Annotated in this window: 20 protein-coding genes; 9 read left to right on the top strand and 11 right to left on the bottom strand. The window is 43.4% G+C overall.

The window, feature by feature from the left end:
- Positions 1-174: 174 nt before the first annotated feature.
- The 3 genes from L0992_16660 to L0992_16650 all read right to left on the bottom strand — a co-directional run bounded on the left by L0992_16660 (position 175) and on the right by L0992_16650 (position 1,679).
- Positions 175-744 (bottom strand): YceI family protein, encoded by a 570-nt coding sequence (locus L0992_16660; protein XGB69677.1) that lies wholly within the window; start codon positions 742-744, stop codon positions 175-177.
- Positions 741-1,280 carry a cytochrome b gene (locus tag L0992_16655; protein XGB69676.1) on the bottom strand — a complete coding sequence of 180 codons (540 nt, stop codon included), beginning with the start codon at positions 1,278-1,280 and terminating at the stop codon, positions 741-743. Before L0992_16655 ends, L0992_16660 begins: the two co-directional genes overlap by 4 nt.
- Positions 1,281-1,433: 153 nt before the next feature.
- Positions 1,434-1,679, bottom strand: a complete 246-nt coding sequence (locus L0992_16650; protein ID XGB69675.1) for a DUF2164 domain-containing protein — start codon at positions 1,677-1,679, stop codon at positions 1,434-1,436.
- Between the two features lie 290 nt (positions 1,680-1,969).
- Here L0992_16650 and L0992_16645 point away from each other — a divergent pair, with 290 nt between their 5' ends.
- Both L0992_16645 and L0992_16640 read left to right on the top strand, forming a co-directional pair.
- Complete coding sequence (locus L0992_16645) at positions 1,970-2,602, top strand: hypothetical protein (protein XGB69674.1); 633 nt, start codon at positions 1,970-1,972, stop codon at positions 2,600-2,602.
- A 577-nt stretch (positions 2,603-3,179) separates the two neighbouring features.
- On the top strand, positions 3,180-3,917 hold the full coding sequence (locus L0992_16640) for an EAL domain-containing protein (GenBank protein XGB69673.1): 738 nt from the start codon (positions 3,180-3,182) through the stop codon (positions 3,915-3,917).
- Positions 3,918-4,148: 231 nt separating this feature from the next.
- Here L0992_16640 and L0992_16635 read toward each other — a convergent pair whose 3' ends face one another.
- Genes L0992_16635 through L0992_16625 form a run of 3 tightly spaced genes read right to left on the bottom strand, consistent with a single transcriptional unit; the run spans position 4,149 to position 9,348 of the window.
- The gene (locus L0992_16635; protein XGB69672.1) at positions 4,149-7,208 is read right to left on the bottom strand and encodes an efflux RND transporter permease subunit; all 3,060 of its coding nucleotides are present in this window, start codon (positions 7,206-7,208) and stop codon (positions 4,149-4,151) included.
- Positions 7,205-8,260, bottom strand: coding sequence for an efflux RND transporter periplasmic adaptor subunit (locus L0992_16630; protein ID XGB69671.1), 1,056 nt, complete (start codon positions 8,258-8,260; stop codon positions 7,205-7,207). The genes L0992_16635 and L0992_16630 overlap by 4 nt, the downstream gene beginning before the upstream one ends.
- A complete protein-coding gene (locus L0992_16625; protein ID XGB69670.1) occupies positions 8,260-9,348 on the bottom strand; it encodes an efflux RND transporter periplasmic adaptor subunit in 1,089 nt (362 codons plus the stop codon). Before L0992_16625 ends, L0992_16630 begins: the two co-directional genes overlap by 1 nt.
- Before the next feature lie 150 nt (positions 9,349-9,498).
- On the opposite strand from L0992_16625, the gene L0992_16620 reads away from it, so the two are divergent.
- On the top strand, positions 9,499-10,245 hold the full coding sequence (locus L0992_16620) for a TetR/AcrR family transcriptional regulator (protein ID XGB69669.1): 747 nt from the start codon (positions 9,499-9,501) through the stop codon (positions 10,243-10,245).
- A 108-nt stretch (positions 10,246-10,353) separates the two neighbouring features.
- Here the strand turns inward: L0992_16620 and L0992_16615 are convergent, their stop codons facing one another.
- Positions 10,354-11,625 carry a DEAD/DEAH box helicase gene (locus L0992_16615; protein ID XGB69668.1) on the bottom strand — a complete coding sequence of 424 codons (1,272 nt, stop codon included), beginning with the start codon at positions 11,623-11,625 and terminating at the stop codon, positions 10,354-10,356.
- 57 nt (positions 11,626-11,682) lie between these two features.
- Entirely contained in the window at positions 11,683-12,294 is a 612-nt protein-coding gene (locus L0992_16610; protein ID XGB69667.1) for an ACP phosphodiesterase, read from the bottom strand.
- A gap of 748 nt (positions 12,295-13,042) precedes the next feature.
- Here L0992_16610 and L0992_16605 point away from each other — a divergent pair.
- The gene (locus tag L0992_16605) at positions 13,043-14,266 is read left to right on the top strand and encodes an aromatic amino acid transporter (protein ID XGB69666.1); all 1,224 of its coding nucleotides are present in this window, start codon (positions 13,043-13,045) and stop codon (positions 14,264-14,266) included.
- A gap of 148 nt (positions 14,267-14,414) precedes the next feature.
- On the top strand, positions 14,415-15,839 hold the full coding sequence (locus tag L0992_16600; GenBank protein ID XGB69665.1) for a methyl-accepting chemotaxis protein: 1,425 nt from the start codon (positions 14,415-14,417) through the stop codon (positions 15,837-15,839).
- A gap of 433 nt (positions 15,840-16,272) precedes the next feature.
- Here L0992_16600 and L0992_16595 read toward each other — a convergent pair whose 3' ends face one another.
- The 3 genes from L0992_16595 to L0992_16585 form a co-directional block, all read right to left on the bottom strand.
- Positions 16,273-16,998, bottom strand: coding sequence for an HAD-IA family hydrolase (locus L0992_16595; GenBank protein XGB69664.1), 726 nt, complete (start codon positions 16,996-16,998; stop codon positions 16,273-16,275).
- A 289-nt stretch (positions 16,999-17,287) separates the two neighbouring features.
- Positions 17,288-19,111, bottom strand: a complete 1,824-nt coding sequence (locus L0992_16590; GenBank protein ID XGB69663.1) for an HD domain-containing protein — start codon at positions 19,109-19,111, stop codon at positions 17,288-17,290.
- A gap of 60 nt (positions 19,112-19,171) precedes the next feature.
- The gene (locus L0992_16585) at positions 19,172-19,666 is read right to left on the bottom strand and encodes a hypothetical protein (protein ID XGB69662.1); all 495 of its coding nucleotides are present in this window, start codon (positions 19,664-19,666) and stop codon (positions 19,172-19,174) included.
- 248 nt (positions 19,667-19,914) lie between these two features.
- On the opposite strand from L0992_16585, the gene L0992_16580 reads away from it, so the two are divergent.
- The 4 genes from L0992_16580 to L0992_16565 all read left to right on the top strand — a co-directional run bounded on the left by L0992_16580 (position 19,915) and on the right by L0992_16565 (position 26,000).
- Positions 19,915-20,394 carry a CreA family protein gene (locus L0992_16580; GenBank protein ID XGB69661.1) on the top strand — a complete coding sequence of 160 codons (480 nt, stop codon included), beginning with the start codon at positions 19,915-19,917 and terminating at the stop codon, positions 20,392-20,394.
- Positions 20,395-20,523: 129 nt separating this feature from the next.
- Positions 20,524-21,828, top strand: a complete 1,305-nt coding sequence (locus L0992_16575; GenBank protein XGB69660.1) for an inosine/guanosine kinase — start codon at positions 20,524-20,526, stop codon at positions 21,826-21,828.
- Between the two features lie 273 nt (positions 21,829-22,101).
- Positions 22,102-23,850, top strand: coding sequence for a formate--tetrahydrofolate ligase (locus tag L0992_16570; GenBank protein ID XGB69659.1), 1,749 nt, complete (start codon positions 22,102-22,104; stop codon positions 23,848-23,850).
- A 245-nt stretch (positions 23,851-24,095) separates the two neighbouring features.
- Complete coding sequence (locus L0992_16565; protein XGB69658.1) at positions 24,096-26,000, top strand: diguanylate cyclase; 1,905 nt, start codon at positions 24,096-24,098, stop codon at positions 25,998-26,000.
- The last annotated feature ends 40 nt before the right edge of the window (positions 26,001-26,040 follow it).

The raw sequence follows: 26,040 nt of genomic DNA, 5'->3' as shown, positions 1-26,040 counted from the left end.
AGGTTTGACACAAAACAGACCTAAACGCGTTACCATTTACCATAATAAAAAGGCGCAAAGTGAATACTTTGCGCCTTTCTCTTTTTCTAACGGTTGCTTTGCTTTCTAGGTATCTATTCAACTTTTGGGGTTACATAAAAGATTGATACCGGTCAGCAATCATCAATGGCTAGATTACTTCTTTACACCTTCAACGTGTAGATCCATGTCTACGTAGCTTGAAGCGCCCATTACTGGAATGTTGAAGTCAGCAAGTTCTAGACGAGTTGTACCAACGAAACCAGCACGCTCACCGCCCCATGGGTCTTGACCAGCGCCGATGAATTCAGCTTCGATAACGATAGGCTTAGTTACGCCGTGAAGTTTAAGGTCACCCATTACTTCAAGTTTGCCGTCACCTTTATCAACCACTTTCGTGCTGTTGAATGTTGCGTCTGAGAATTTACCTGCATCAATGAAGTCAGAGCTACGGATGTGCTTATCACGTTCTGCGTGGTTTGAATCAAGGCTTGTTGTATCAATAGTTACGTTTACTTTTGATGCTTCAACGTTGCTTTCATCAAATGAGAAATCACCTGAGAATGTGTTAAAACGGCCTTGGATAAAGCTGTAACCTAGGTGGCTAACTTTAAAGTTAACTGAAGCATGCGCACCTTTTGTATCAATCACGTAATCAGCGGCGTTCGCAGCGAAAGGCATTGCCATAGCAAATGCTAATCCTGTAGCGATAATTGACTTTTTCATTTTGAAGCTCCTATCATTTTTCGTAGCGTATCGTCTTTGTCGATAACGTGGTGTTTTATCGCCGCTAAGGCGTGCACTGATGCCATAATGATCAGTACCCATGCAGCATAGTAGTGAACCGTACCTGCGAGATCAGATTGGTTTGCAAACAGTTCGCCCATACTTGGTACAGTGAACCAGTTGAATACCTCTATCCCGCGGCCATCTGATGTCGATATCAAATAACCTGAAATAAATAAAACCGCTAAGTTGATGTACATGAAGCCGTGAGCGATTTTTGCTGCTGCCACTTCATAGCTTTTACCTTCCACTTTAGGTGACGCGGTAACTAGTTTCCAAACCAAGCGGATAACAGTAACGGCAGCCAAAAGAATGCCTACCGAACGGTGATAGTCTGGTGCTGTTTTGTACCACTCGCTGTAGTATGAAAGATCAACCATCCACAGGCCTACACCAAATAAACCAAATACTGCGAGAGCTGAAATCCAATGCATCGCTCTTGCTAAAGGGTTGTAATTTCTAACGTTGTTGTCCATGCATCTCTTCCGAATGTTAACGAGTAGTGTAGTTTCGAAAAGCGTACCCTACACCAAGTTTGTGTAACATATTATTTACCAAGCTTTACATTGGTAACATCATTTCAAATTAAACGAGTTATTCAAATTATTTGAACAAGTTTGGGCTAAACGTTAGATTTCAACGATCTGTTCGATCTCGTAAAGCTCATCTGAGATATCTAACATTTTACGTTCCATTACTTTTTGGGCGTCTTCTATCCCTTTGTTGTAATAAACCGCCCCAAACTTTTTACTTATGAAGTCGACCAAGAATTCCGTGTCGAACTGGCCGAGCTCCACATCGAGTTCATCTTGGAGGTATTTTTGAAGAGTATGGGTAAGCTCAGACTTTTGCTTCGAATCTAGTTGAATGGTCATGAATGTTTCCAAGTAAAGAGTAAATAAATCCATCGTGAACTGCTGACTAAACTATAATCTAGCTAACTCACTTGTAACTTTGCTGCTAAAGATAGTCTTTCTAACTGATTAGAATTCCTCATAATTTAGAATACAGACCAGCGAAGTGCCAGTGCTATCCATAAAATCGCTCCGCAATCGCTAATTTTGATAGAGGGATCAAGAACTCGCACTTTGGCGATAGGTAATGACACATTAATTACCGTACTATTGCCCATCAATAAGATAGTAACTGTGTATAAGGGACTTCATTGTTATTAGATCTCGTGATTAAAAGCGTCAATCAGTTTCAAGACGATTGTCTTAAACTCTGTGAGCGTCATTATCCTACGGTGCACAACCAAGGGATCAGTGAGCATCACATCGGTAAAGCCTTTGCCCGACGAATGGAACACACCTTCGTAAGCTTTAATCATGCAAGTAACATTAGTCCACTTGAAATGCTCTCCTCTCGAGAAACGCCCCGCCACTTCCGAATCTCTTCTGAAATCGGCACGGTTTGGATGATTAGTCATCATATGGTGAGCGCGGGAAAAACGTGTCGTAAAAAGTTGATGTTAGACATTCATAACTGGCAGCAAGAGTACGGATTCGCCATTCAACCCAATGACGTTTTGATCATTGTTTCTGACCATTGGATAAGCCGAAGTAAAAACAGTGGTGAGTTGTTGCACTGGTGGATGGGAGAACTCCCAGACGAGATAACCGAATACAGCCAACAAGGCATCACGTTAAGAGAGAGTGATTCTCAATTCGCTGCTGATTTAAATAATAACTTTAGAATCAGTCCGTGCTTTATTAAATTTGGTCACCCACTAAAACGGTCAGGGAATCAACAATTGGTTCGTAAATACCTGCAGCTTTATGCCGTACTTCAATGGTAGGGATAATACGGGTCAACTTTTTCATTCAATATTGAAAGCAAATTGTTAGACCTTCATCCCAATATTTTATAAAAGACACCCAATCATTGTTCATTAATTATTCGAACGTTCTAATCGAATTATTAATAACTGTTCTTCCGATGCTATCGATTTTGAGAGATAGATATCACTTCTATGTAACCAGTTAAGTATCTTTATTTTCTAACTTTGACATTCACCCATAATCTAAGCCTTTAACCCTACTTTTCGCTGGTGTATCGCTGTTCTAGCTTTATATTGGTTGGGATTGATATGTGAGGCGTTACTCAGCCATTAAATTCACAGCAACCATCAAACCTAGTGAATGATAAGTTAAATTAATGGTTAATATCATTTATCATGCTGATTTTTCGTTAATTATATTTATTTAAATATTGACCCTGCAAATGAGTTTTTATTAATTGACAATTTACTAACACCTGTCAATATTGTGACAGCCATGACGTATATTTTCGTCATTGAATAAACACCTTTATTAGCGACTATGATTTTATCAGACAGAAGTGAATTTATTAGCTGTATATCTGTGGATGCCGATATGCAGTTTATTGCGAAATATCAAGACCTAACACTGAGAAGTGTCTATCAACCTATATTTGACGACTCAATGACTCAGATAGGTGTAGAGGCTTTGGTGCGTATTTCGAATAGCAAAGGGGGTATTGTTCGTCCTGATCACTTCTTCCATTCCGATGACACCTCATGCACAGATAAGATCAATGTAGAGAGACTCAGTCGCGCTATCCACATTCGTAACTTCGCACAGTCAACTATCCGTCATTTGCACCTATTCTTGAACGTTCTTCCAAACGTTGGTGAGTTATTTGCTGCAGAAAAGGTCAGTGACAGCCTTCTGGCAAAACGTCTTCATGAGTTGAACCTTTCATGTGAGCAGATCGTGATGGAATTGGTGGAGTTGAATGCCGAAAGTGAAGAGCGCTTGAAAGATGCAGCCCTCTCCCTTGCGGAGAATGGTTTTCAGATCGCGGTCGATGATTTCGGAACACAAGCATCAACAGAACAACGCGTCCGCCACATTAATCCTCACATCATTAAGATCGATCGCTCAGTGATGTTAGATTTTGAGCAAGGCGACACACGAGAAATGGAATTAGTTCTAGAGCTCGCGAAACAAATTGGCGCTAAGACTGTCATCGAAGGCATTGAAACAGAGCATCAACTTGCGGCAATGCAAAGCTTGGGCTTCGACATGTACCAAGGCTATCACCTAGCGATGCCCAAACCGATTGAGTTGGATATCCGTTTAGCAATCTAAAGCCGTCCCTACTCTTCCTAAAGCCGCTGACTACTGGTTAGCGGCTTTTTTTATACCTGTCGATTAACACATTCCTCTGTTAACGACGTGCTTTGTCTGTGTAGCGGTCTTCACATCGCTTTCTCTGCATACAGATGATGACTTAAGCCACGCTTTGCCATATCACATGCATAAAAAAGCCCAGTCAAAAATGACTGGGCTGGCTTAAAAGAATCTGTTTTATATCAATCCCTAATAACCCGCAGTGGACGGTTTGATTCTATATAGAATAGCGAACATCACTGGTACTACTATTAGCGTTAGTACTGTTGCAAAGCCTAAGCCTGCCATGATGGTAATCGCCATCGAGCCGAAAAATGCATCGAATACCAAAGGAATCATACCCAAGATAGTCGTTAGTGCTGCCATAGATACCGGTCGAACACGACTAATCGCACTGTCGACAACCGCTAAGTATGGGTCTTTACCTGTTGATAGCTCACTGTTGATCTGGTCAAGAAGGACGATACCGTTCTTCAAAATCATGCCGCTTAGACTCAACAAGCCTAGGAACGCCGTGAAGCTGAATGGCATATTGGTACCTAACAGACCAATTGAAACACCAATGATAGAGAGTGGAACCGTAAACCAAATTACAAGCGGCTTACGAACCGAGTTAAACAGAAGCATAGTGATGATAAACATCAGCAAGTAACCCATTGGCAGTGAACCAAACAGAGATTCCTGCGCGTCTTTAGAGCTTTCGTACTCACCGCCCCAGCTAATGCTGTAGCCTTCTGGTAAATCTAATGCTTCTACCTTTGGTTTCACACGAGCAAACAGACTCGCTGGCGTCTCATTACCAAGAACATCGTGGTCAGCCAATACCGTTAGCGTACGTTTTCTGTCGCGACGCTGAATCAGTGGCTCAGACCATTGAAGCTCTACACCATCAATCACTTGCTCAACCGGGATGTAAGTTTGTAGCGATGGGCTCCAAATCTTCACATTGTTCAGTGATTCAAAATCAAAACGCTCTTCTTCAGGTAAACGCGCCACGATAGGTAACATATGAGTACCATCACGCAGTAAACCGATGTTGTAACCGCCGAACGCCATTTGTAGCGTCTCAGACAAATCAGTTTTTGAAATGCCAAGGCGACGTGCCTTTGATTCGTTAAACAGTGGCACTAGCTCTTTAGTGCGCTCACGCCAATCGTGACGAACATTTCGTGAGCCTGGATCGGCAAGTAAGACGTCTTCGACTTCAACTGCAATGCTACGTAATACTTGAGGATCAGCACCGATAATACGCGCTTCAATCTTTGAAGCCGGTGACGGACCAAACTCAATCAGTTTGAACTGGAATGTCGGTTGCTCAAATTCGTTCGCTAAGTTTTTGTCTAACTCCGCTAAAACCTTAAACATGGTGTCACGGTCAGTGGTTCTTACTTGTAGCTGGCTGTACGCTTCGTAACTTTTCTCTGGTTGGTATGTCAGTGCGAAACGTTGCATGCCCTGCCCAACCGTCGTAGTTACAAACTCCACGTCGTCTTGCTGACGAATGTAGCTCTCAACCTTTTCAGTCTGCTTGATCGTTTCACGTACATCCGTACCTTCTGGCATCCACATGTCGACGTAAAACATTGGTGTATTTGATGGCGGGAAGAACTGTTGCTTCACCTTACCAAAACCAACAACAGACACGGCGAGCAATACGATCATGCTGACAACAGTTAACCATCTAAAACGCAATGCAAATTTCAGAGACGCACCGAATACAACGAACAGAATACCTTTGTATGGATCTTCGTTCTCATCAACTTTGTCTTCTTCTTTAAGCAACATTTCAGCAAGGAATGGCGTCAGTGTTAGCGCCGTTACCCAACTCAAGAATAACGAGAAACACAGTACCCAGAACAGTGAGCCCATGAACTCGCCTGTTGCGTCTTTCGACAAACCGATCGGCGCAAAGGCTGTGATAGCGATAATGGTCGCACCCAATAGTGGCCATTGTGTTTGTGTCACGATGTCTTTTGCTGCTTGAAGCTTGGTCTTACCTTTCTTCAAGCCAACCAAAATACCTTCAACGACAACAATCGCGTTGTCCACCAGCATACCGAGCGCGATGATCAAGGCACCTAGCGAGATACGGTGCAGTTCGACATCGTTGTAGTCCATAAGAATGAACGTACCAAATACGGTCAGTAGCAGTACTAAACCAATGATCAAACCACTACGCAAGCCCATTGCGAACAACAGCACGATGATAACGATCGCTACCGCTTCAACTAGGCTGATTAAGAAGTCAGCCACTGATTTGTCTACTTCTTGCGCTTGGTTGTAGAAGTAATTCAGTTCTACACCCGCTGGTTTAATGCTTTCTAGGCGATCCAGCTCTGCATCCAGTGCTTTACCAATCTCAACCACGTTTACGCCTGAAGAGAACGCAATACCTAAGTTGATTGCTGGTTTACCGTTGTACGTTAATACGTTGCCCGGCTTTTCTTGAATACCACGAGTCACTTCAGCGACATCTTTCAAGCGAATCAGGTTACCTGTATCGCGACCATGAATGATCAGGTTTTCTAGCTCTTCAACCGTGCTTAATGTGCCGTTTGGCTTGATCGTTAGGCTTTGTCCATTCAGCATCACCTCGCCTGCCGATACCACACTGTTTTGTTGTGCTAACAGTGAAGTGACCGTCGACATATCTAGGTTCAATGCGGCTAAGCGTTCCAGAGACATCTCAACAAACAGTTGTTCTTGTTGGTCACCGGCAATGCTTACTTTACCGACTCCGTCAACCAGTTCGATTTCGCGCGTTAGGTAATCTGCGTACTGCTTCAGCTCAACGTAATCGTAGCCGTCACCGGTCAGCATGATCATCACACCGAATACATCACCAAAATCATCAATGATCTGAACGGAATTCACACCACTTGGTAGTGTTGGCTGTAGATCGTTGATCTTACGGCGCATTTCATCCCAGATTTGCGGTAGCTCGTCCGGTCCGTAGTCCATCTTCATGCTCACCATAATTTGAGACATACCATTCGATGAGGTCGATGTGATCTTATCGATATAAGGGAGCTGTCTTATCTCTTTTTCAAGCGGGTAAGTCAGTTCCTCTTCAACTTCCATAGACGTAGCGCCAGGGTAAGTTGAAATAATCATTGCATCTTTAATGGTAAAAGCTGGGTCTTCTAAACGGGATAGATTACCAAAAGACGTCACGCCGCCAATGGCCAAAATGACTAGAAACAGCCAGCTGATTACTTTGTTCTTTATTGAATATTCTGCGATGTTCATTCTGCTTTTCCTGACAATTGGATTCCGTCACGGAGTTTTCTTAGATTCGAATTTACGAGTAGCTCACCTTGCTCAACACCATGAGCGATAAGTGCACCTTGGCCGCTGATCTTGTCGACTTCCACTTCGCTTTTGAATGCTTGGCCATCTTCCATTTTCCACACGTAAAATTGGTTCGCTTCAGCGCCTGCTTGTAGCGTCGTCATTGGTAACTGGTAGCCTTGAACATCACTTAGGCCTGCTTTTGCCATGTCGACATTTACTGTAACGCTCGTACCCGGCAGAATTTCACTTTCAGGTTGTTGCATTTGCATCCAAAACTCGTAAGTGCGAGATTGTGGGTGCAGTTCACTGGTGTGCTCTAGATACGTCAGAGGATATTCTCCAGAGTGACCCCCAAAGGTCGCTTCGGGACGGTAGCTACTTGAACGCATGTCAGGGCTGATCGACGCTAAGATCGAATCGGATACTTGGATTCGTACGTAGACCTTATCGTTCTGATACAAGCTAAGGAGCGTTTCACCCGGTGTCGTGTTTTCAAACCGCTGCTTATCAACGGTTGAAACCGTGCCTGAAAATGGTGCTAGCAACTCTGTGTAGCTCAGCTTGCGTTGTGCCGCAGCCAAATTAGCCGATGCCAACTTGTAGTTAGCCGTTAGCTGGTCGTGTTCAGATTGCGACAACATCTTGCTACCAAACATCTCAGTACCGCGAGACAGTTGCTTGCTCGCCAATTCAAACTGAGATTGAGCATCCGTTAGATCTTGTTTGTATGTCGCGTTGTCTAGGGTCGCCAGTAGCTGACCTTTTTCGACTTTGTCACCCGCTTCAACCAATACTTGCTGAATCTCACCAGCAAGCTTGAATGCCAACGGTGTCAGTTCTGCCGGCATCACCTGTCCATTAAAACTTCTGAATTGATCAGTAAGTGGTGCGCCAACTTCAAAGGTTGAAACCAAAAGTGAAGGTTGTTCACGGTGGTCTGCTTCGTTATTACAAGCTTGAAGTAATAACGCAGATGCAACCACAACTGATAATTTGGAAAGGTTCATTAAATACCGCCCTCACGTAACCAAGCTTTTACTTGCTGTCCATCTGATAACACATCTACACCTGCCTCTACGATTAGGTCGCCAGAAGATAGGCCATCGATCACCTTGCCTTGTTCATCAAGGGTAACTTGTACTTTAGAAATCAATTGCGACTCTGGGTTGTAGCGCCACAGTTCACCGTGGTCTGCGTCTTTGCTTAACCAAGCAGAATCAACAATACCGATGCCGTAGTCCGATCTGTTTTTCTGAACTTCCACTTGCGCTGTCATGCCAGAAAGCAGATTGATGTCTTCAGGCTTTTCGATAGACACAACCGCTTGATAACTGTTGGTGTCTTCGTCTGGTTGCGTTGAGATCTCTTTAAAGCGTGTTGGGATACGAATGCCGCGGTGGCTATCCATCACAACCCACATGTTTGAGCTTGTTAGGTCTTGAATTGAACGATCTTCAAGCTTTGATACCGGAATAGAGAAAGTCACATCCATTTCGCTGTGGTTCAAAATGTTAAGTACCGGCTGCTTTTCTGCGATCAATTGATATTGCTTACCAAACACCATCGATACCACACCATCGAATGGAGCAACTAATGTGGTGTAACCAAGGTTTGTTTTTGCTTGGTCCAACTCAACTTCAGCGGCAGTAAAGGTGTTTACGGCTTGGTCGTAGTAATCCGTGCTCACAAGCTTCTTCGAGTACAACTCAGACGCTTGCTTGTATTGGCTGTTCGCCAGATCAAATTTTGCTTGTGCTGCATCAACTGCAATACGGTAATCCGTCGCATCTAACACGGCTAGCACTTGCCCTTTCTTCACTTCTTGTCCCATGCGAACAGAGAAAGTTTCAATATCTCCACCCACATTGAAAGAAAGTGCAGCACGGTCGGTCGCATCCACTTTTGCGATAAAACTATCAAGCTCAATATCTGTCTGTTGAGGGATCTCAAACAGCTTTACTGGCTTAACAACTTGAACGGTTTCTTCTGACTGAACCTTATTACATCCGGTCAAAGAGCCTGCGAGTAATAGTGCGGCAAACGCCACGCCTATCTGCTTACTCGTCTTGGCTTGAATAGACAACTTGGATTGCATGATGCTTCTCCATTTAATTATTATGATTTATTACACAGGTGGGCAGTATATTGAAAATTTTAGATTGCACAAGCTTTACTTTCCACCTGTGCAGTATTTTTTATTTCAGTAAAAACAGTGTAGAATGTGGTAATCAGGTAAATGTGTGAAATGAAGATGACTGAAAAGAAACAAGGTAGAAGAAGCGCGAAAGACGCTGAAGAGACTCGATTTCAAATTATGGCGGTTGCCGCAGAGATGTTTTGCGACTCCGGTTATGAACGTGTTTCATTACGTAATATCAGCGAAAAAGCAGGCGTGTCGCATAGCCTTATTCGCCACCATTTCGGTAGCAAAGAAAAGATATGGCATGCAATAAGTGACTGTTTACACGTGTATTTTCAATCTTACATCAGTAAAATTATGCAGGAATTGCCAAAAGGCGTTGCACCGAATATTTCGATTTATTTGTTTGCCATGCGTCTGTTCACCAACATGATTCATTCACGTAGACCAATGCAACTTCTCTCGGATTCTGTACGTCAAGAAGACAACCTCGTTGATTACTTTATCGACAACGTCGGTGACCTTGAATACGAGATCAACATGCTTGCTGACCAATACAACAAAGCTAATCCAGAAAAAGCCGTTAATATTTATGAAATAAAATGGCAAATGATCATGTTCGCTAACGGGGCTGTCTGCCTGACTCCCTTCATGGAAAGTACTTGGAACGAAGGTGACATGGAGGCAACGGCTGAAGAGGCTCTAATGAAGCACTGGCAGATGTTCAACAAACAAATGGCCAATCAATTTGCTATTGATGATGAGTGGGTGCTTAACCCTAGTTGCTTAGAAGAACTGATTTATGAAGTACCATGTGAATGGAAGTGTAATCCTGAACATCACAAATCCTGATAGCCTATTACGAAGTTAATTAGCTTGATAAAAAACGCGCCGTTACAGAACTAGCTGTAACGGCGCGTTTATATAGAGCTCTTTAAACGAGCTTTTTAAGCTGGCTGATTAGCGACGAGCTTTACCACGATTTTGGTGGATCTTAAGCTTCGCTTTCATCTTACGTTTTTCTGACGAGCGACTCTTGCTACGACCACTGCGGTCAGGTGCAAGGTCTTTTTCAAGGCTTGGTTCGAAGCCATCTAACCACTCTTGCGGCAAGCGCGTATCCAGTAGTCGTTCAATGTCGCCTAATAGGTAAGCTTCGTCTTGGCTCATCAATGAAATCGCTAAACCGCTGTTACCTGCACGACCTGTACGACCAATACGGTGAACGTAGTCTTCCGCTTTAAATGGCATATCGTAGTTCACAACTTGTTCCAGCTGCTGAATATCGATACCACGCGCTGCAACGTCCGTTGCAATCAACGCTCGCACCTTGCCTGATTTGAAATCGTCCAGTGCTTTTTGGCGCGCACCTTGACTCTTATCGCCATTAATTGAAGCCGCTTTAATGCCGTCTAGTTTAAGCTCTTTTACTAGCTCATCGGTACCCTGCTTAGTTTTAGTGAACACCAATACTTGTTGCCAGTTCTTTGAACCGATTAAGTAAGCCAGGAGCTCACTCTTACGCGATTTATCAACCGGATAAACCATTTGAGTCACAGTGTCGGCTGTGCTGTTTTTCGGCGTCACTTGAATTTCACTTGGCGACTTCATCATGCGGTACGCTATCGCTTTGATTTTGGTATCGAACGTTGCCGAGAAGAACAAGGTTTGGCGAACTTCATTCATACGCGAAAGAATGCGTTTGATGTCTGGCATAAAGCCCATGTCTAACATGCGGTCAGCTTCATCCAATACCAACACTTCTGTTTGGCTTAACATGATGTTCTTAGTGAACATGTGGTCAATCAAACGGCCAGGTGTCGCGACTAAGATATCTGCGCCACCACGTAATTTGTCGGTTTGAACCTTCATGCTCACACCGCCGTACGCCACAACCACTTTAATGTCAGTGCCCTTCGCGTAGCTAGTGAGGTTATCAAACACCTGCTGCGCCAGTTCACGTGTTGGTACTAATACCAATGCACGAACTAACTTAGGGTTTGGAATCACGTTGTCTTTAGTTTCGATTAATCTTTGGATAATCGGTAAACCAAACGCAGCCGTTTTACCCGTACCTGTTTGAGCACCAGCCAATACGTCTTTGCCTTCTAATACCAATGGAATCGCTTGTTCTTGAACACTGGTTGGAGCCGTAAAATTAAGCTCTGATAGCGTAGCAAGAAGGTGCTCAGACAATCCTAGTTGGTTAAAAGATTTAGTAGATTCAGACATAGTATGATGCTCAAAGATTAAATAGGCGCGGATTGTAGCAAACCTGCATTACGCTGTTTACCTTTCCTTTTGATTTTTCTTCAATTGAAGCGCATTAAATTGGTTTGCTTCTTCTAAAACACTGGGATACAGCTCATTAAAGTGACACTGCAACGTATCATAGTGATATTCTAGGTCGTCATAGCAAGATTTAAGCATGCCAAGCTTTGGCCGTCTCAAAGCCATTCGTTGCAATACCATTTCTATGGATGACATCTCTTGATAGCTCTCTAACCACCTCTGTTCAGCCATTTTCTGGTGAACAGTAATAAAGTGCTCAGGCCAATGTGGCTCTTGGTGCTCAAAGATTTGCTGATGGCTGTCGGAGCAAAAATGCTCAAGTGATTGCGTCGAGAACTGAGCCCAATGATTAGCCAAGCAATGATCCCAAAATACATCGAGTGCAATAGGCGCAAAGCGCTTTGTTTGATCTGAAAAGAGAGATTTTGCTGAACGAGACACATCATGTCGGTCAGTATAGCTATCGACAAATCGATGAAGTCGAATGCCATCAGAAAGTGAGTCTGAGTAATGTTTATTTGGGTCGCCTTTAACGAAGTCACCTAACAGGTTACCTGCTAAGTTGCTATTACAGTGCTGAGCGATGTGAAGGTGTGCGAGAAAGTTCATTGAACCTCATTAAAGTATCGAGAACTAAGTAACATGGTAAACGTACTCGTTTATCTTCGCGAACTTTAATGAGGATAGTTTTGGTATGACGTGTGAGCGAATGAGATTTGCTCAGTCTAAGAATTGTCTAATTTGAGAACATTGAACTCTAAAATCTTAACTAAGGAAAACCCTAGTTAGAAGATTTGAAAAGCTCTTCTGCTAATTGCTTAACTGTCTGCTCATAGTCAGACAAATCAATGCCAATTTCCATAGCATCTAACAACTCAAGACTTTCGTCATTATAAGATTGGTCACTCATTGTGCCCCCTCTATTCCTTGGTGTGGACATGATGTCCTGTTAACTAGTGCACCATATTGGACTTATATTATGTCACTTTGATGAACGCACTCTACTCTACCCATTCCATATTTATAGCTTGAAGCTACTCGCGATCATTAACGCTTGTTTACGTTAAAGGGGTATACGCGAACGACATATGTACTGCCACCTTACACCAAGTACAACAAATTACTCTACAAATTTTGAAGCAGATCATGGTCAAACGTTTGCTTCGCCCTTTTCAGCACCTAACTCTAAAACGCATGTAAATTAATATTTACAGTGGATATTTTTAATTACATTAGATATTGCATTTGGAATTAAACTCAATCAGAATACTTCAAAATCGAGATATTCTTTGGGTTTATGCGCTTAAGCTAGAAGAATTACAATGAAAACACACCCTAACGTAAAGAATTATATACAATGAATAAATCAAAGGTTTTTGGTAGTACTTTGATCATTGCAGGCACAACGATTGGTGCTGGCATGCTCGCTCTTCCACTTGCTTCTGCAGGTATTGGCTTTTCAACTTCACTTTTCTTAATGCTTGGTTTGTGGGCTTTAATGGCATTCACTGCGCTGTTAATGGTAGAGCTTCACCAATTCGCAGAATCTGATGCAACCCTACACACTTTAGCTCACACAATTTTAGGGACGAAAGGAAAATGGATTGCGAGCTTCGCAGTGATGTTTCTATTTTACGCTTTATGTGCTGCATACATCGCGGGCGGTGGCGCTCAGTTTAACCAACGTATTTCGGATATCGCGGGCATTGAACTCAATGGCCAAATCACGACCCTTCTATTCACCCTGTTGGTTGCAGGCGTTGTGACGATTGGTACACACAGTGTCGATAAAGTTAACCGAGTTTTATTTGGCTTAAAGCTGGTTGCGATGGTTCTGGTACTGAGCTTCCTAGCGCCTAATATCACTTCTCAATACTTGCTGAGCATGCCTTTACAACAAGGTCTGATTGTTGCGGCTATCCCGGTTGTGTTCACCTCTTTCGGTTTCCACGGCAGCATCCCATCGATAGTACGATACCTTGATGGCGACGTTCGCTCTCTGCGCAAAGTAATGATTGTTGGTTCTGCACTACCTCTGGTTATCTACGTATTCTGGCAGAGCGTTACTTTGGGCGTAGTCAGCCAAGAACAACTGTTGTCAGACACAAGCTTGGGCGCGCTTTTAGTTTCGCTTTCGCAAACCGTTCATCAATCAAATCTAAGCGTGATTGTTGGTGTGTTCGCTGACCTTGCACTTCTTACCTCATTTATTGGCGTGAGCTTAGGTCTATTCGAATTTATGGGTGACTCTCTCAGCAAAAAACTAGGCAGTGCAAAGCGCGTTAAAACCGCTGTTATCACCTTCTTACCGCCTTTAGGCTTCGCCCTGTTTTACCCACAAGGTTTCATCATGGCGCTGGGCTATGCTGCAATTGCACTTTCAGTACTAGCGATTCTTCTACCTACCGTAATGGTATACAAAGTTCGCTACACTGATTTTTCAGTAAAAGCTCAAGGTACAGAAGCGACTTATCAAGTATTGGGCGGAAGCAAAGCGCTATTTTTAGCGGGTAGTGTTGGCGTATTTATCATTGCGATTCAAATCCTTATATCAGTAGGGTTATTACCGTCTTTAGGCTAATAAACTCATACGGGATATAAATACTTGATTGAGATCTCATAAATGACATGTTGTTATCATTAATTTTCACAATTAGTAGATTGGTGTCACGTTTTTATTGAGGTCGGTTATTTAGAGTCCACGGTAAAGGATTTACCGTGGAGTTTTTATGAAAGAAGTACAATTTCGAACGATAGACAAACTGTTTATTAAAATGTCTATCAACGATAAGTTTTGGGTCATTTTCTTAATCTTTTTCGCCGCAGTGGCGAGCCTAGCTGGTCTCAACTACGTCAATAAAATGGAACAAATTGACGCGAGTGCAAAACAGCAAGTTGAGTATCAACTCAAAGGTATTTTATTAGCGTCAGATTCCCCTGCCTCTGTTCGTTCTGTTAGCCAACAAACTCGTCCTCAAGAGACCATCATTTCGAACAATGGCGCAGTTACCGCAACGGCTATTGCACAAGATGGTAATTACTACTCTCTGACCGTCTCAAACAACGATACACAAAACCAAAAACAGCAAGCACTGTACACTTTATTACTCAGTCTTTTATGGTGTTTGCCATTTGGTCTTTTCTGTTACTGGGTAGCGACCTTCTTAGGTGGCGCTCTTTGGGTACTTTACTCAACGACTCAAAAGATTGGTGATGGTGACTTAACTTCACGCCTTGGTTTCCACCCTGGCCGTGATGAATTTGGTACGATTGGTTGTGCACTTGACCGTTCGATGGACACGCTGAGTGAATTAGTAAACAACGTAAACCATAATGCCACGACTTTAAGTGAAACGTCTGCCTCTTTCGAAACAGAGATGAAGCGCAGCGAAACACAAATCATGAGCCAGAACGCTTCTCTAGACTCTGTGGCTACTGCAATGGACCAGATGACCGCATCTGCCAATGAAGTGTCTAATATCTCTGCACGTTCAACTGAGCAAACAGAACAAGACGCACAGCAGATCAACGACAGCCACGCGAAGGTTCAGCAAGCTATTTCCGAGATTACTACCCTGTCTTCTTTGATTGAGCAAACTTCCTCTTCAGTGACCAGCTTAAATGTGAACACTAGCCAAATTAACGAAGTGATCACCACAATCAACGCTATTTCAGAGCAAACAAACTTACTTGCACTGAACGCAGCCATTGAAGCGGCTCGTGCAGGTGAACAAGGCCGTGGTTTCGCAGTCGTTGCTGATGAAGTTCGAACGCTTGCGAGCCGAACTCAATCCGCGACGGTAGAAATCCAAGCAATGATTGAACGCTTACAACAAGAGAGCCAAAACATTGCGAAGATCACCGAACAAACGGTCGATCAAGCACAAACCAGTAGCCAGTTGATTTCAAACATCGGTGACGACGTAAACTCTATTGCTGATTCAGCTCAAGCGCTAATGGATATGAGTATTCAAATCGCCACATCAGCCGATGAGCAAAGTAACGTAGCAAACACCATTGCAGCAGAGCTGAACGATATCCGTAGTCAATCTGATGTGATTAAAGAAGTCGCTCAAAACTCGTCAAATGGCGTATCTAAGCTAACGGAAGCGTCAGTGTCGCTATCACAAACTTTGTCTAGATACCGCACTTAAGACTCAAGTGATAACGTTCAAAGCCAAGGTTAAAGTGGCTTACAGTAACGTGAATAGAAACCAAACTAATAAGGACTCGCATGAGTCCTTTTTTATTGGATGGGGTTAATAACATTACAAAAACCATGGTCACTAACGATGAGATTATCATTACCATGAAGCAAGTCGCAAAGGAGAGATTAAGAAGTGTCAAAACTGTCTAATAATCGAGCTTAGGAGTAATCTACTTAAACGGGTCTTATTTTCGCTTACCCTCTTGCTGCAGGTGGACACATAATGAATAAAACAAAAGCACCAAACACCGACGACATCACATGCCCTTTATGCCAACACGACGAATATCTGCTTTCAGAAAGTGGAGAGAAGTTTACTTGCGCATCATGCGGTTTCCACACCAAACAATTTAGTAAAGTAGTCAGCCTTCAATTAGGCACTAACCCACCAAAGCTGCAGAGTTCGGTATACCACCACTTGAGCAGTGCTTGCCATTAATCCAAACAGAAATTTCTTCCAAGCTGTAGATATCCTGAGCCGCTAGCTCTGCTGAGTCGGCTTCTGGATCTACAAGTGATTCATCAATGCTTGGACGCAATCTGAATGATTGAATGCCTGCACGAACGCCTGCTTCGATTCCCTTCAAAGTATCATCAACATAGATGCACTCATTGGGTAAAAAGCCCATGTTCATTGCAGTGTACATGATTAGGTCTGGCTCTGGCTTCCAACTGTTTGCATCAAACGCCGAAAACACTTTACCTTTAAAATCGTCGAGCATGCCGGTCATCGCTAATGAGGATTCAACTCGAGATTTGGGTGCATTAGAAGCAATACAAAACTCGATGTCTTCACCCTTAAGGAATTCAATCAGCTCTATCGCACCATCCATCGGTTTCAAGTGGCGTTGGAACAAGGCTTCGAGTTCAGTGCGATATAGTGGCTCAAGTGTATCAATCGAAATAGATAGGCCTAAACGCTCTTGGGTATCCATTAAGATGTCAGCCAACTTACCGCCTTGAAAATGTGCATAGCAGTCGTTCACGTTTAACTCAGCCCCAAAGCCAGAAAATACGTTCACCAAGGCTTGGCAACACAGCTTCTCGCTATCGATAAGTGTCCCGTCACAATCGAAAATTACACATTTAGTCTGTTCTAACCGCATAGCTCTCTCACTCCCATTGAATCCAAGCTTTATCCTATAGGGTTATGAAAGTAGTCGGGATGATTAAGGTAACACTTTACCGAGACTTGCTTATTTCTCTTCGCGAAATATGCAGTAGATCACCTTATAGTTCACGATAAGCAACAGTTTTCACCGAATTGCTGAGGAATGAGCAGCACCAAATACTGCTTGGTTTACAAAAACCGCGAACGAACAGTTAAAAATATAAATTTACACGGGTTAATTTCTACAAGGCTGAAAGAAACCATGCGTTAAGTAGCTTCAAAATCTAATTAACAGCCAACTCTTCAATGGCTTTAGTTTCGCTCTTTTTAGTTGTGAGATTATCTAAGCTTGAAGCCTCAAATGTGCCATTGTCAGGGTACGTATCGCGGATCGCGACGAATTCAGGTAAGTATTTTAAAAGCAACTTGGTCAACTGGGGATCAAACTGATAACCGCACTCTCGCTCAAACAAGTCGACAACCATCTCTAATGACCAGGGCTCTTTGTAGCAACGTGCACTGAGTAACGCATCAAACACATCCGCGACCGCAGTAATACGCGCAAACAGGTGAATCTCCTCACCTGCTTTGCCATTCGGGTAACCAGCGCCATCCCAACGTTCATGGTGCTCATTGGCGATGATTGCAGCGAGATTAGTAATGTCACCAGCGCCACTTTTCAATAAGTTGTAACCTGCGGTGGTGTGAAGTTTCATCACCTCCCACTCTTGTTCGGTTAGCTTACCTGGTTTGTCGAGAATAGATTCCGGTACAGAGATCTTACCTACATCGTGCATTGGGCTGATGATCTCTATCATCTCGACTTCTCGGTGGCTCAAACCACTATGCCTCGCCAACAGTGCTGACAGCTTAGCAACGCGCTTAACATGGTTCCCTGTCTCTCCTGAGCGTGTTTCAATCGCTTCACCCAATACATGAATCATGTCTTTTTGAACGTTCAGTGTTTGTTTCTGCAGAGCGAGGATTCGCTTGTTCCTCTTCGCCAACTCTTTCTTCTGGCGTAAAGTAACAAACTGCATCAGGATAATCAGGCTTAATCCAGCAATGACCATGGTCAAACCCATTAACAGTTGGAAGTTCTTGCGGATAAAAGAAGAAGGTTCATTAACGACAACCGATTCTTCAGGAAGTGCACTTTCACTGATGCCAAACTTTTCCAAAGCTGCGTAATTGAAGACAAAGCGAATATTGTCACCCGGTACAAGCGGAGTATCGAAGTTAAGTGGTATGTACTTATTTAACGCATCAACCGCCTCTTCACCCATACTCTGTGAATGATTGACATAACCGCCAAGTACATCACCTAGGATATTAAACTGCCAAAGCGCAAACACAGGTGCTGCACTTGATGCTGATAAAGTTTCGGCCACTTCTTTATAAGAGTGATAAACACCTTGAGTCAGCTCAGTGTTGTAGTGACTGAGTAACACGGCATCATCAGCTGAGATCGTTTGTAAAAATTGACTCGCTTGCTCAAGCGTTTGATTACTGACTTCGACCAGATTGATCTTTGGAAAGTCAGCCATCACTTTATAGACTTCTTTTCGAATCAGTTGAGACGTGACACTGTAATCATTTACAAAGTATAAGTTCTTGATGTTTGGTCTTAGCTGAGAAATCAGTTCAATATTAATATCGATGTGGTCATTTTCGTAAAGCACGGTTGCTCTATCGGTCACGGCATACATGTCGGTACTAATGTCGTTGATACCCGCCGCAACAACGGGTGTAGAGCGACCAATCAATGTGCTCAGCGATTCTAGGAAATTGGCGGCGTTATCATCAGTCGCAATCACACCATCAAATTCATAACCAGCGTATTTTGCTTGTAAGTAGTTTGCGAGAGACTCGTAGTATTCAGGGCTATGTATACGCTTGGTATCTAAGTACTCGATTGAGAGCTTTACTTCAGATTGAGAGTGTTCGAACGCGCTGTCGATGCCCTTTTGGAAATCCGCGGTCCATTGATAGGAAGGTTCGTAGGAGTGTAAAACTAGGATTTGTTTGATATCCCAGTCGTTAGCATAAATCGCAGGAGAAAAAGCGCTAACACACAATACAGCGATTGAGATCAATAGCTTGTACATACCGAACCCTTTTTAAAAGACGGTGTATTGTACTCAGATTAACGCTTTCTCAAAGAATCTTTAGTTCTCGAACCACACTTTATGGGTAGAAACTTGATCTTGTGCCCAAAAATCATGTAACTGTTTAGCAAAGCCGACAATGTTTTGATCGTCTTGGTTAACAACATCCGATATCAATAGCTCTTCATCCGTTGCTGTCACTACCGCGCTTGCGACGACATCGCCGTTTTTTGTACCGACATAAAGCTCATGTTCATCCGACAACATAATCTGGCTTAAGAACTCCAAGATGTTCGCCCTTTCAGCTTCATCTTGATAAGCACTTGCTTGGTTTAATGAGAAAAGTACGGTCAGCTTATGGAAATCGACTTTATGCAGTTCGTCAATTTGAGTGGGAGTTTGATCTTGTGGGAGAAGTTGGTAAGTCTTTTGGGAAAGTTGTTTTTTATAGATATCTAAACCGAGAAGGCTCTCTTTTGCGGGGTAAGCAATATCGAGCTGGCTAAACAGCCATTGGTTTTTATTATGTGCAATTTCAGGTATTTCGTTATTCATTCTTTTAGTACCTACGGTTAGTATCCCCAAATATCACAGTTATTTGGAAGACATATGGTCGGCTGAGGTGCCGAGCTACAAGCAGAGAGCATACAGAGCATGACCAAGGCCAACAAGTACTTTAAATGCTTCATATTTTTCATTATCCAACAACATCCTTTAAGAACTTAACGAAAAGCTCTACACTCGTATTCATGCTTTCAATATCCTTATAGTAAACAGAACTATATAAATAAAAAGGACTTCTTATGAAAAAAGCCTTAATAGCAGCAGGTATCATCACAATGTTAGCTGGCTGTTCGGACAACGAGGTTGGCGACGTCTCTCTGGGTTTCTTCACAATGAAGGACATCAAAATGTCTTCTCTTGATGACGATAAGATTGCAGGTGTGACTTGTCATATCGCATCCATCGAAGCGAACCTTAGCCTTTCTGATCCAAGCGATAGCTCAATCTCTTGTCGTCAAACTGGCGAAATTACACCAGAAATGATTGCTACGATCGATAAAAGCAAGTCAGGTGAAGTGGTATTCAAAAAATCGAAAAGTATCTTCTTCAAGACAATGAAGGTTCGCCGTATCTACGATGCAGAGAATCAATCACTGCTTTACTTGTCTTACACGACCAAAGAAACAGAAGGTAGCTTCAAACACAGCCTTTCAACTGTTCCACTATGGGGTACAGAGGCTTACGTTGATCCAGCGACGTTAGTCCAGCCAACCGAGTAGTTTCAAACGGATAGTTAGTTGAATCACCTGTACAGACATTGTGCAGGTGATTCAAAATGTAATAAAAATGAAAGAAACAGAAACAAAATGTGATATCATGCGGCAAAATTTTTTCACTGTATTTTTCATATGAAGTTTCCTGGACAGCGTAAATCTAAGCACTACTTTCCAACTCACGCACGTGATCCGTTGGTCAACCAAATTCAACAAACACCTAAGCTTCACCGAGCGACTATTGTCGGTGTGGGTCAAACTATTGTTGATATCGAAGCCCGTGTTGACAGCGCGTTCCTAGAAAAATACGAGCTAAGTAAAGGTCACTCGCTTGTATTGGAAGAAAGTAAAGCAGATGCGTTGTATGAAGAGCTAGTTGAGCGCGGTTTGATCACGCATCAATACCCTGGCGACACTATCGGTAACACACTGCACAACTATTCCGTACTTGCAGACAGCAAATCTGTACTGCTTGGCGTTATGTCTAAGAAAATTGAAGTTGGCTCGTTCGGTTACCGTTACCTTTGCCGCACTTCTTCTCGTATGAACTTAAACCACCTACAAACTGTTGATGGTCCAATTGGTCGTTGTTACACGCTGATTACCGAAGATGGCGAGCGTACGTTTGCGATCAACGAAGGACACATGAACCAACTACTTCCTGAAAGCATTCCTGAAAAGATTTTCGAGAAAGCATCTGCGCTAGTTGTGTCTTCATACCTAATGCGTGGCAAGCCTGAAGATCCAATGCCAAAAGCAGTACAAAAAGCGATTGAATACGCGAAAGCGCACAATGTGCCTGTTGTACTGACGCTTGGTACTAAGTATGTGATCGAAGGTAACGCTGAATGGTGGCAAGAATACCTGAAAGAAAACGTAACCATCGTCGCGATGAACGAAGACGAAGGTGAAGCACTAACAGGTGAGAAAGATCCACTACTAGCGGCAAACAAAGCGCTTGAGTGGGTTGACCTAGTACTATGTACTGCAGGTCCAATTGGCCTTTACATGGCAGGTTACACAGACGAGCTAGCGAAGCGTGAAACAACGCTGCCACTATTGCCGGGTAACATCCCAGAATTCAACAAGTATGAGTTCAGCCGTGCAATGCGCAAGCAAGACTGTCAAAACCCAGTGAAAGTGTACTCTCACATTGGCCCTTACCTAGGTGGTCCACTTGAGATTAAGAACACCAACGGTGCTGGCGATGGCGCGCTATCTGCATTACTGCACGACATGGCAGCGAACAGCTACCACCACGTGAACGTACCAAACTCCGAGAAGCACGAACACGCTTGCTTAACGTACTCGTCACTGTCTCAAATTTGTAAGTACGCAAACCGCGTAAGCTACGAAGTACTGACTCAGCACTCTCCTCGTCTTTCTCGTGCACTGCCAGAACGCGAAGATAGCTTAGAAGAAACATACTGGGATCGTTAACCTTTCTAGACGACGTCTAAGTAAAATTATCGAATCCTTAAAGGGCTGCTATATGCAGCCCTTTTTGTATCAAACGCCAATGCAAACACAATCGAAGGTAATCGAATCAAATATTTTGCCCGTTTAAGATTTGATCTCGCGCAATGACTCTTTAGATCTGTTATCTTCCAGCACATAATTCGTGTGGTTTGCCTTTACTTGGCAAATTTATGCAGTAGTATCGCCACGCAAACGTTTACGTACCACCTTTCGGTTCTGATATAAGGATCAAATATGCTGTCTGATATTGATATTTGTCGCTCAACTCCCCTTAAAAACATCAGTGAGGTTGCCAAACAAGCAGGCCTGCAACACGACGAACACCAGCCATTAGGCGAATTCAAATCTAAAGTGTCTCTCACGTCACTTGAACGCCTCGCTAACCAACAAGATGGTAAATTGGTCGTAGTCACGGCGATTACACCCACCCCACTCGGTGAAGGCAAAACAGTAACCACCATTGGTCTAGCTCAAGGTCTTGCCAAAATTAACCAATCAGCGATGGCGTGTATTCGTCAGCCTTCAATGGGCCCTGTGTTTGGTGTTAAAGGGGGCGCAGCTGGCGGTGGCTATTCTCAAGTCGCTCCTATGGATCAATTGAATCTGCATCTAACTGGTGATATTCATGCCGTAACAGCCGCTCATAACCTTGCGTCTGCAGCGATTGATGCACGTTTGTATCACGAACAACGCGAAGGCTTAGACGCGTTTGAAGCGCGTTCTGGCTTAAAAGCCTTGGATATTGACCCAAGCAGAATCGTGTGGCGACGTGTACTCGACCACAATGACCGCGCACTACGCATGATCACTGTAGGCAAGAATGAAGCGAACAAAACAATTAATGGCTTTGAACGCGAAGACGGATTTGATATCTCAGCCGCCTCAGAGCTGATGGCAATTCTTGCACTGGCTGACGACTTGCAAGACTTACGCAAACGCATTGGCCGTGTTGTGCTCGCCTATAATCATCAAGGCTTGCCACTAACCGCGGATGACTTCGGCGTTGCCGGAGCGATGACAGTCACAATGAAAGACTCTATTGAGCCAACGTTAATGCAAACCCTTGAAGGTGTTCCGACACTTATTCACGCAGGGCCATTTGCGAACATTGCACACGGTAATTCTTCAATTATTGCCGACAAGATTGCCTTAAAACTGAGTGATTTTGTGGTGACCGAAGGTGGTTTCGGCTCAGACATGGGTTTCGAGAAAGCGTGTAACATCAAGGTTAAGGCATCCAACAAGAAGCCTGACTGTGCCGTTGTTGTTGCGACGCTACGTGGATTAAAAGCGAACTCAGGTTTATACGATTTAAGACCTGGCACCCCACTACCAGACTCTATCTTTAGTGATGACAAAGATGCACTCGTTGCCGGTTTTGAGAACCTCAAATGGCACATCAACAACGTTAAGCAATACCAAGTACCAACCGTCGTTGCTATCAACCGATTCCCACAAGATTCAGACCAAGAACTTGACGCATTAAAACAGATGATCACCGCTTTCGATTCAAGCGTGAGTGTCGAAGTAAGTGAAGCGTTTGGTCAAGGTGGCGAAGGCGCGATTAACTTAGCGAATGCAGTAGTAAAGGCTTGCCAAGTTGAGAGTGAATTTAAGCCGTTGTATAAATCAGAGCAAAGCTTAGAAGAGAAGCTGATGGCGGTCGCTGAAGTCGGTTATGGCGCAGCGAGTATCTCACTATCACCCCTAGCAAAAAAACAACTCGCTGAATTCAAGCTACATGGTTACTCCAATCTATCCGTGTGTTTAGCAAAAACGCCTTTATCTATCTCAACTGAAGCACATATAAAAGGTGCTCCAACACAGTTTGACGTTCCGGTTAGAGAATTAAAACTGTGTGCAGGTGCAGGTTTTATTTACGCTTTATGCGGCAATGTCATGACTATGCCGGGCTTACCTGATAAACCTGCGTTTATGTCATTAGACATCGATGACAAAGGGAATATCATCGGGTTAAGTTAATGATTACAAGCTCTTAACCATAATTCACCACTCGCCTACTTATGACATAACGAAAAACACTGGCATGAGTAGGCATTAATTGGGTGGTGATTCTTAGTTATCCAGATGCTCAATAAGCAAGCTTAATTGCAAAAAGTTGCAGTAAAACCTTAATAATATGCAAATCTTGTTTTAAGTTCTGGGTGAAGATCACATTAAAAACCCTATAAAATATATAGTATTGCGCTGATTCTTTGAGGACAGTGATGAATACGAGTATAAAGAAACTAGTCAGCCAATTTCTGTGCACCATATTTGCCCTAGGATTAGTCCCTGCCCTCTATATCAACTCTGAATTTGACAGAGTTGAAGCTCAGCACACGCTAAATATCAAACAGTCTAGTCAAAACCAAATCGAATACAGTTTTCACGAGCTCGCTGTGATTGTTGAGCAAATCTCAAACTCGGTTCCCTCTATTGCAGATTCGCAAACCCTACTCCGCGCAATCAACGAACCGTCAACTATTCATAAAGAAACACTGCAAGATCTCTGGGTGATGCTCGCTCGTGGCCAAAAATACTATTCTCAGTTGCGTTACCTCGATATAGAGGGCAACGAAGTATTCCGTGTTAACTACAAAGACGGAAAAGCAATCGTAGTCCCAGATAACGAACTGCAGAACAAATCTTCTCGTGATTATTACAAGGCGCTACAAGCATTAAAGATTGGTGAGGTGAGCTCTCGCGGCATTGACCTAGAAGTAGAAAACGGAGAAATCGTTCGTCCTTTGATTCCAGCGCTTCGCATTATGACGCCAGTTGCTGAAAACAACCGCATCATTGGTTACTTCATCGCAAACCTGAACATGCTTGAGATCTACAAGCGCCTTCATTATCAAATTGGTGCATCGTCTGCTGTTCCGATTATTCTCAACAAAACCGGACACATCATTATGGGGCCGGATCCTACGGAATCTTTCGGACATGTGATTGACTCACGTTCAGAGCAAACTTACGCAAAGCTATATCCCGAGCTTTGGACTGCGATTCAAGACAAGACATCTTCGAGCTATTTTGATGGCAAGAACTGGTATTTCCATTCTGATATCAGCCCGAAAATAAAACAGTTCGAAGGCCCTATCTACATGGTTCTTCATATTGAAAATCAACAGTTCAATAGCCAATACCAGCGTGAAAACCACGCGATCTTTGTACAAATAGTTACCCTAACGATTTTGATCTCAATGATTTCAGCAGGCTTTGTGCTCTGGAATCAAAACCACAAGAAGAACAGCATTGAAAGCCAGTTAGCAAAAGCGGCAATGAACGGTATGTCAGCCCTTGTTATCACTGACAGAAACAACCGCATCATCAAGGTAAACCAAGAGTTCACGCGTGTCAGTGGCTATGAGCTAGAAGACGTTAAAGGACGCCAGCCATCGATGTTTGCATCTGGCCGCTACAATCAAGAGTTCTACATTAAGATGTGGAGCATTATCAAGAAACAAGGCATGTGGGAAGGCGAAGTCGTTAACCGACGTAAAGACGGGTCGTTGATCACGGAGATACTCCGAATCCAAACCATCAAAGACTCGAAAGACGTGATTCAATTTTATGTCGCATCATTTGTCGATATCAGTAAGCACAAGGAACTCGAAAACAAGCTGAGAAACCTCAGTGAGAAAGACGCGCTAGCCGGATGTTGGAACCGACGTAAATTCGACCTGGAACTCCGCGACGAGTGTTCTCGTGTCAACCGCTACCCTACTCGTGAACAGTCTTGTTTGGCTATCTTAGATATCGACCACTTTAAGCGTATTAACGACAGATTCGGTCACGACTATGGTGATCGCGTGATTCAAACCGTCGCTCAGGTATTGCAACGTGAATGCCGAGAAACCGATTTTGTGGCTCGTATTGGTGGTGAAGAGTTCGGTGTCGTTCTGCCACACACAACAACAGAAGAAGCCGAATACGTACTTAATAGACTACGAATTGCCGTTAGCCTTGAATTAGACAACATCGTTACCGTCAGTGCTGGTATCACTAACCTGACGAGCGATCCTGCCCTTAACTACAAATGTGCCGATCTAGCGCTGTACGAAGCGAAAGCCGCAGGCCGTGACAGCGTGTGCCTGTTCCTAGACAGTGAAATGAGCGAAATCGCCTAGCTCGAATGTGAAAACTAGGCGAGTCTAATCAGTAGGCGAA

This window comes from Vibrio pomeroyi (assembly GCA_041879425.1).
GTDB lineage: Bacteria > Pseudomonadota > Gammaproteobacteria > Enterobacterales > Vibrionaceae > Vibrio > Vibrio pomeroyi_A.
The sequence above is the reverse complement of the archived record's forward strand: the minus strand, read 5'-3'. Positions and strand labels throughout refer to the sequence as shown.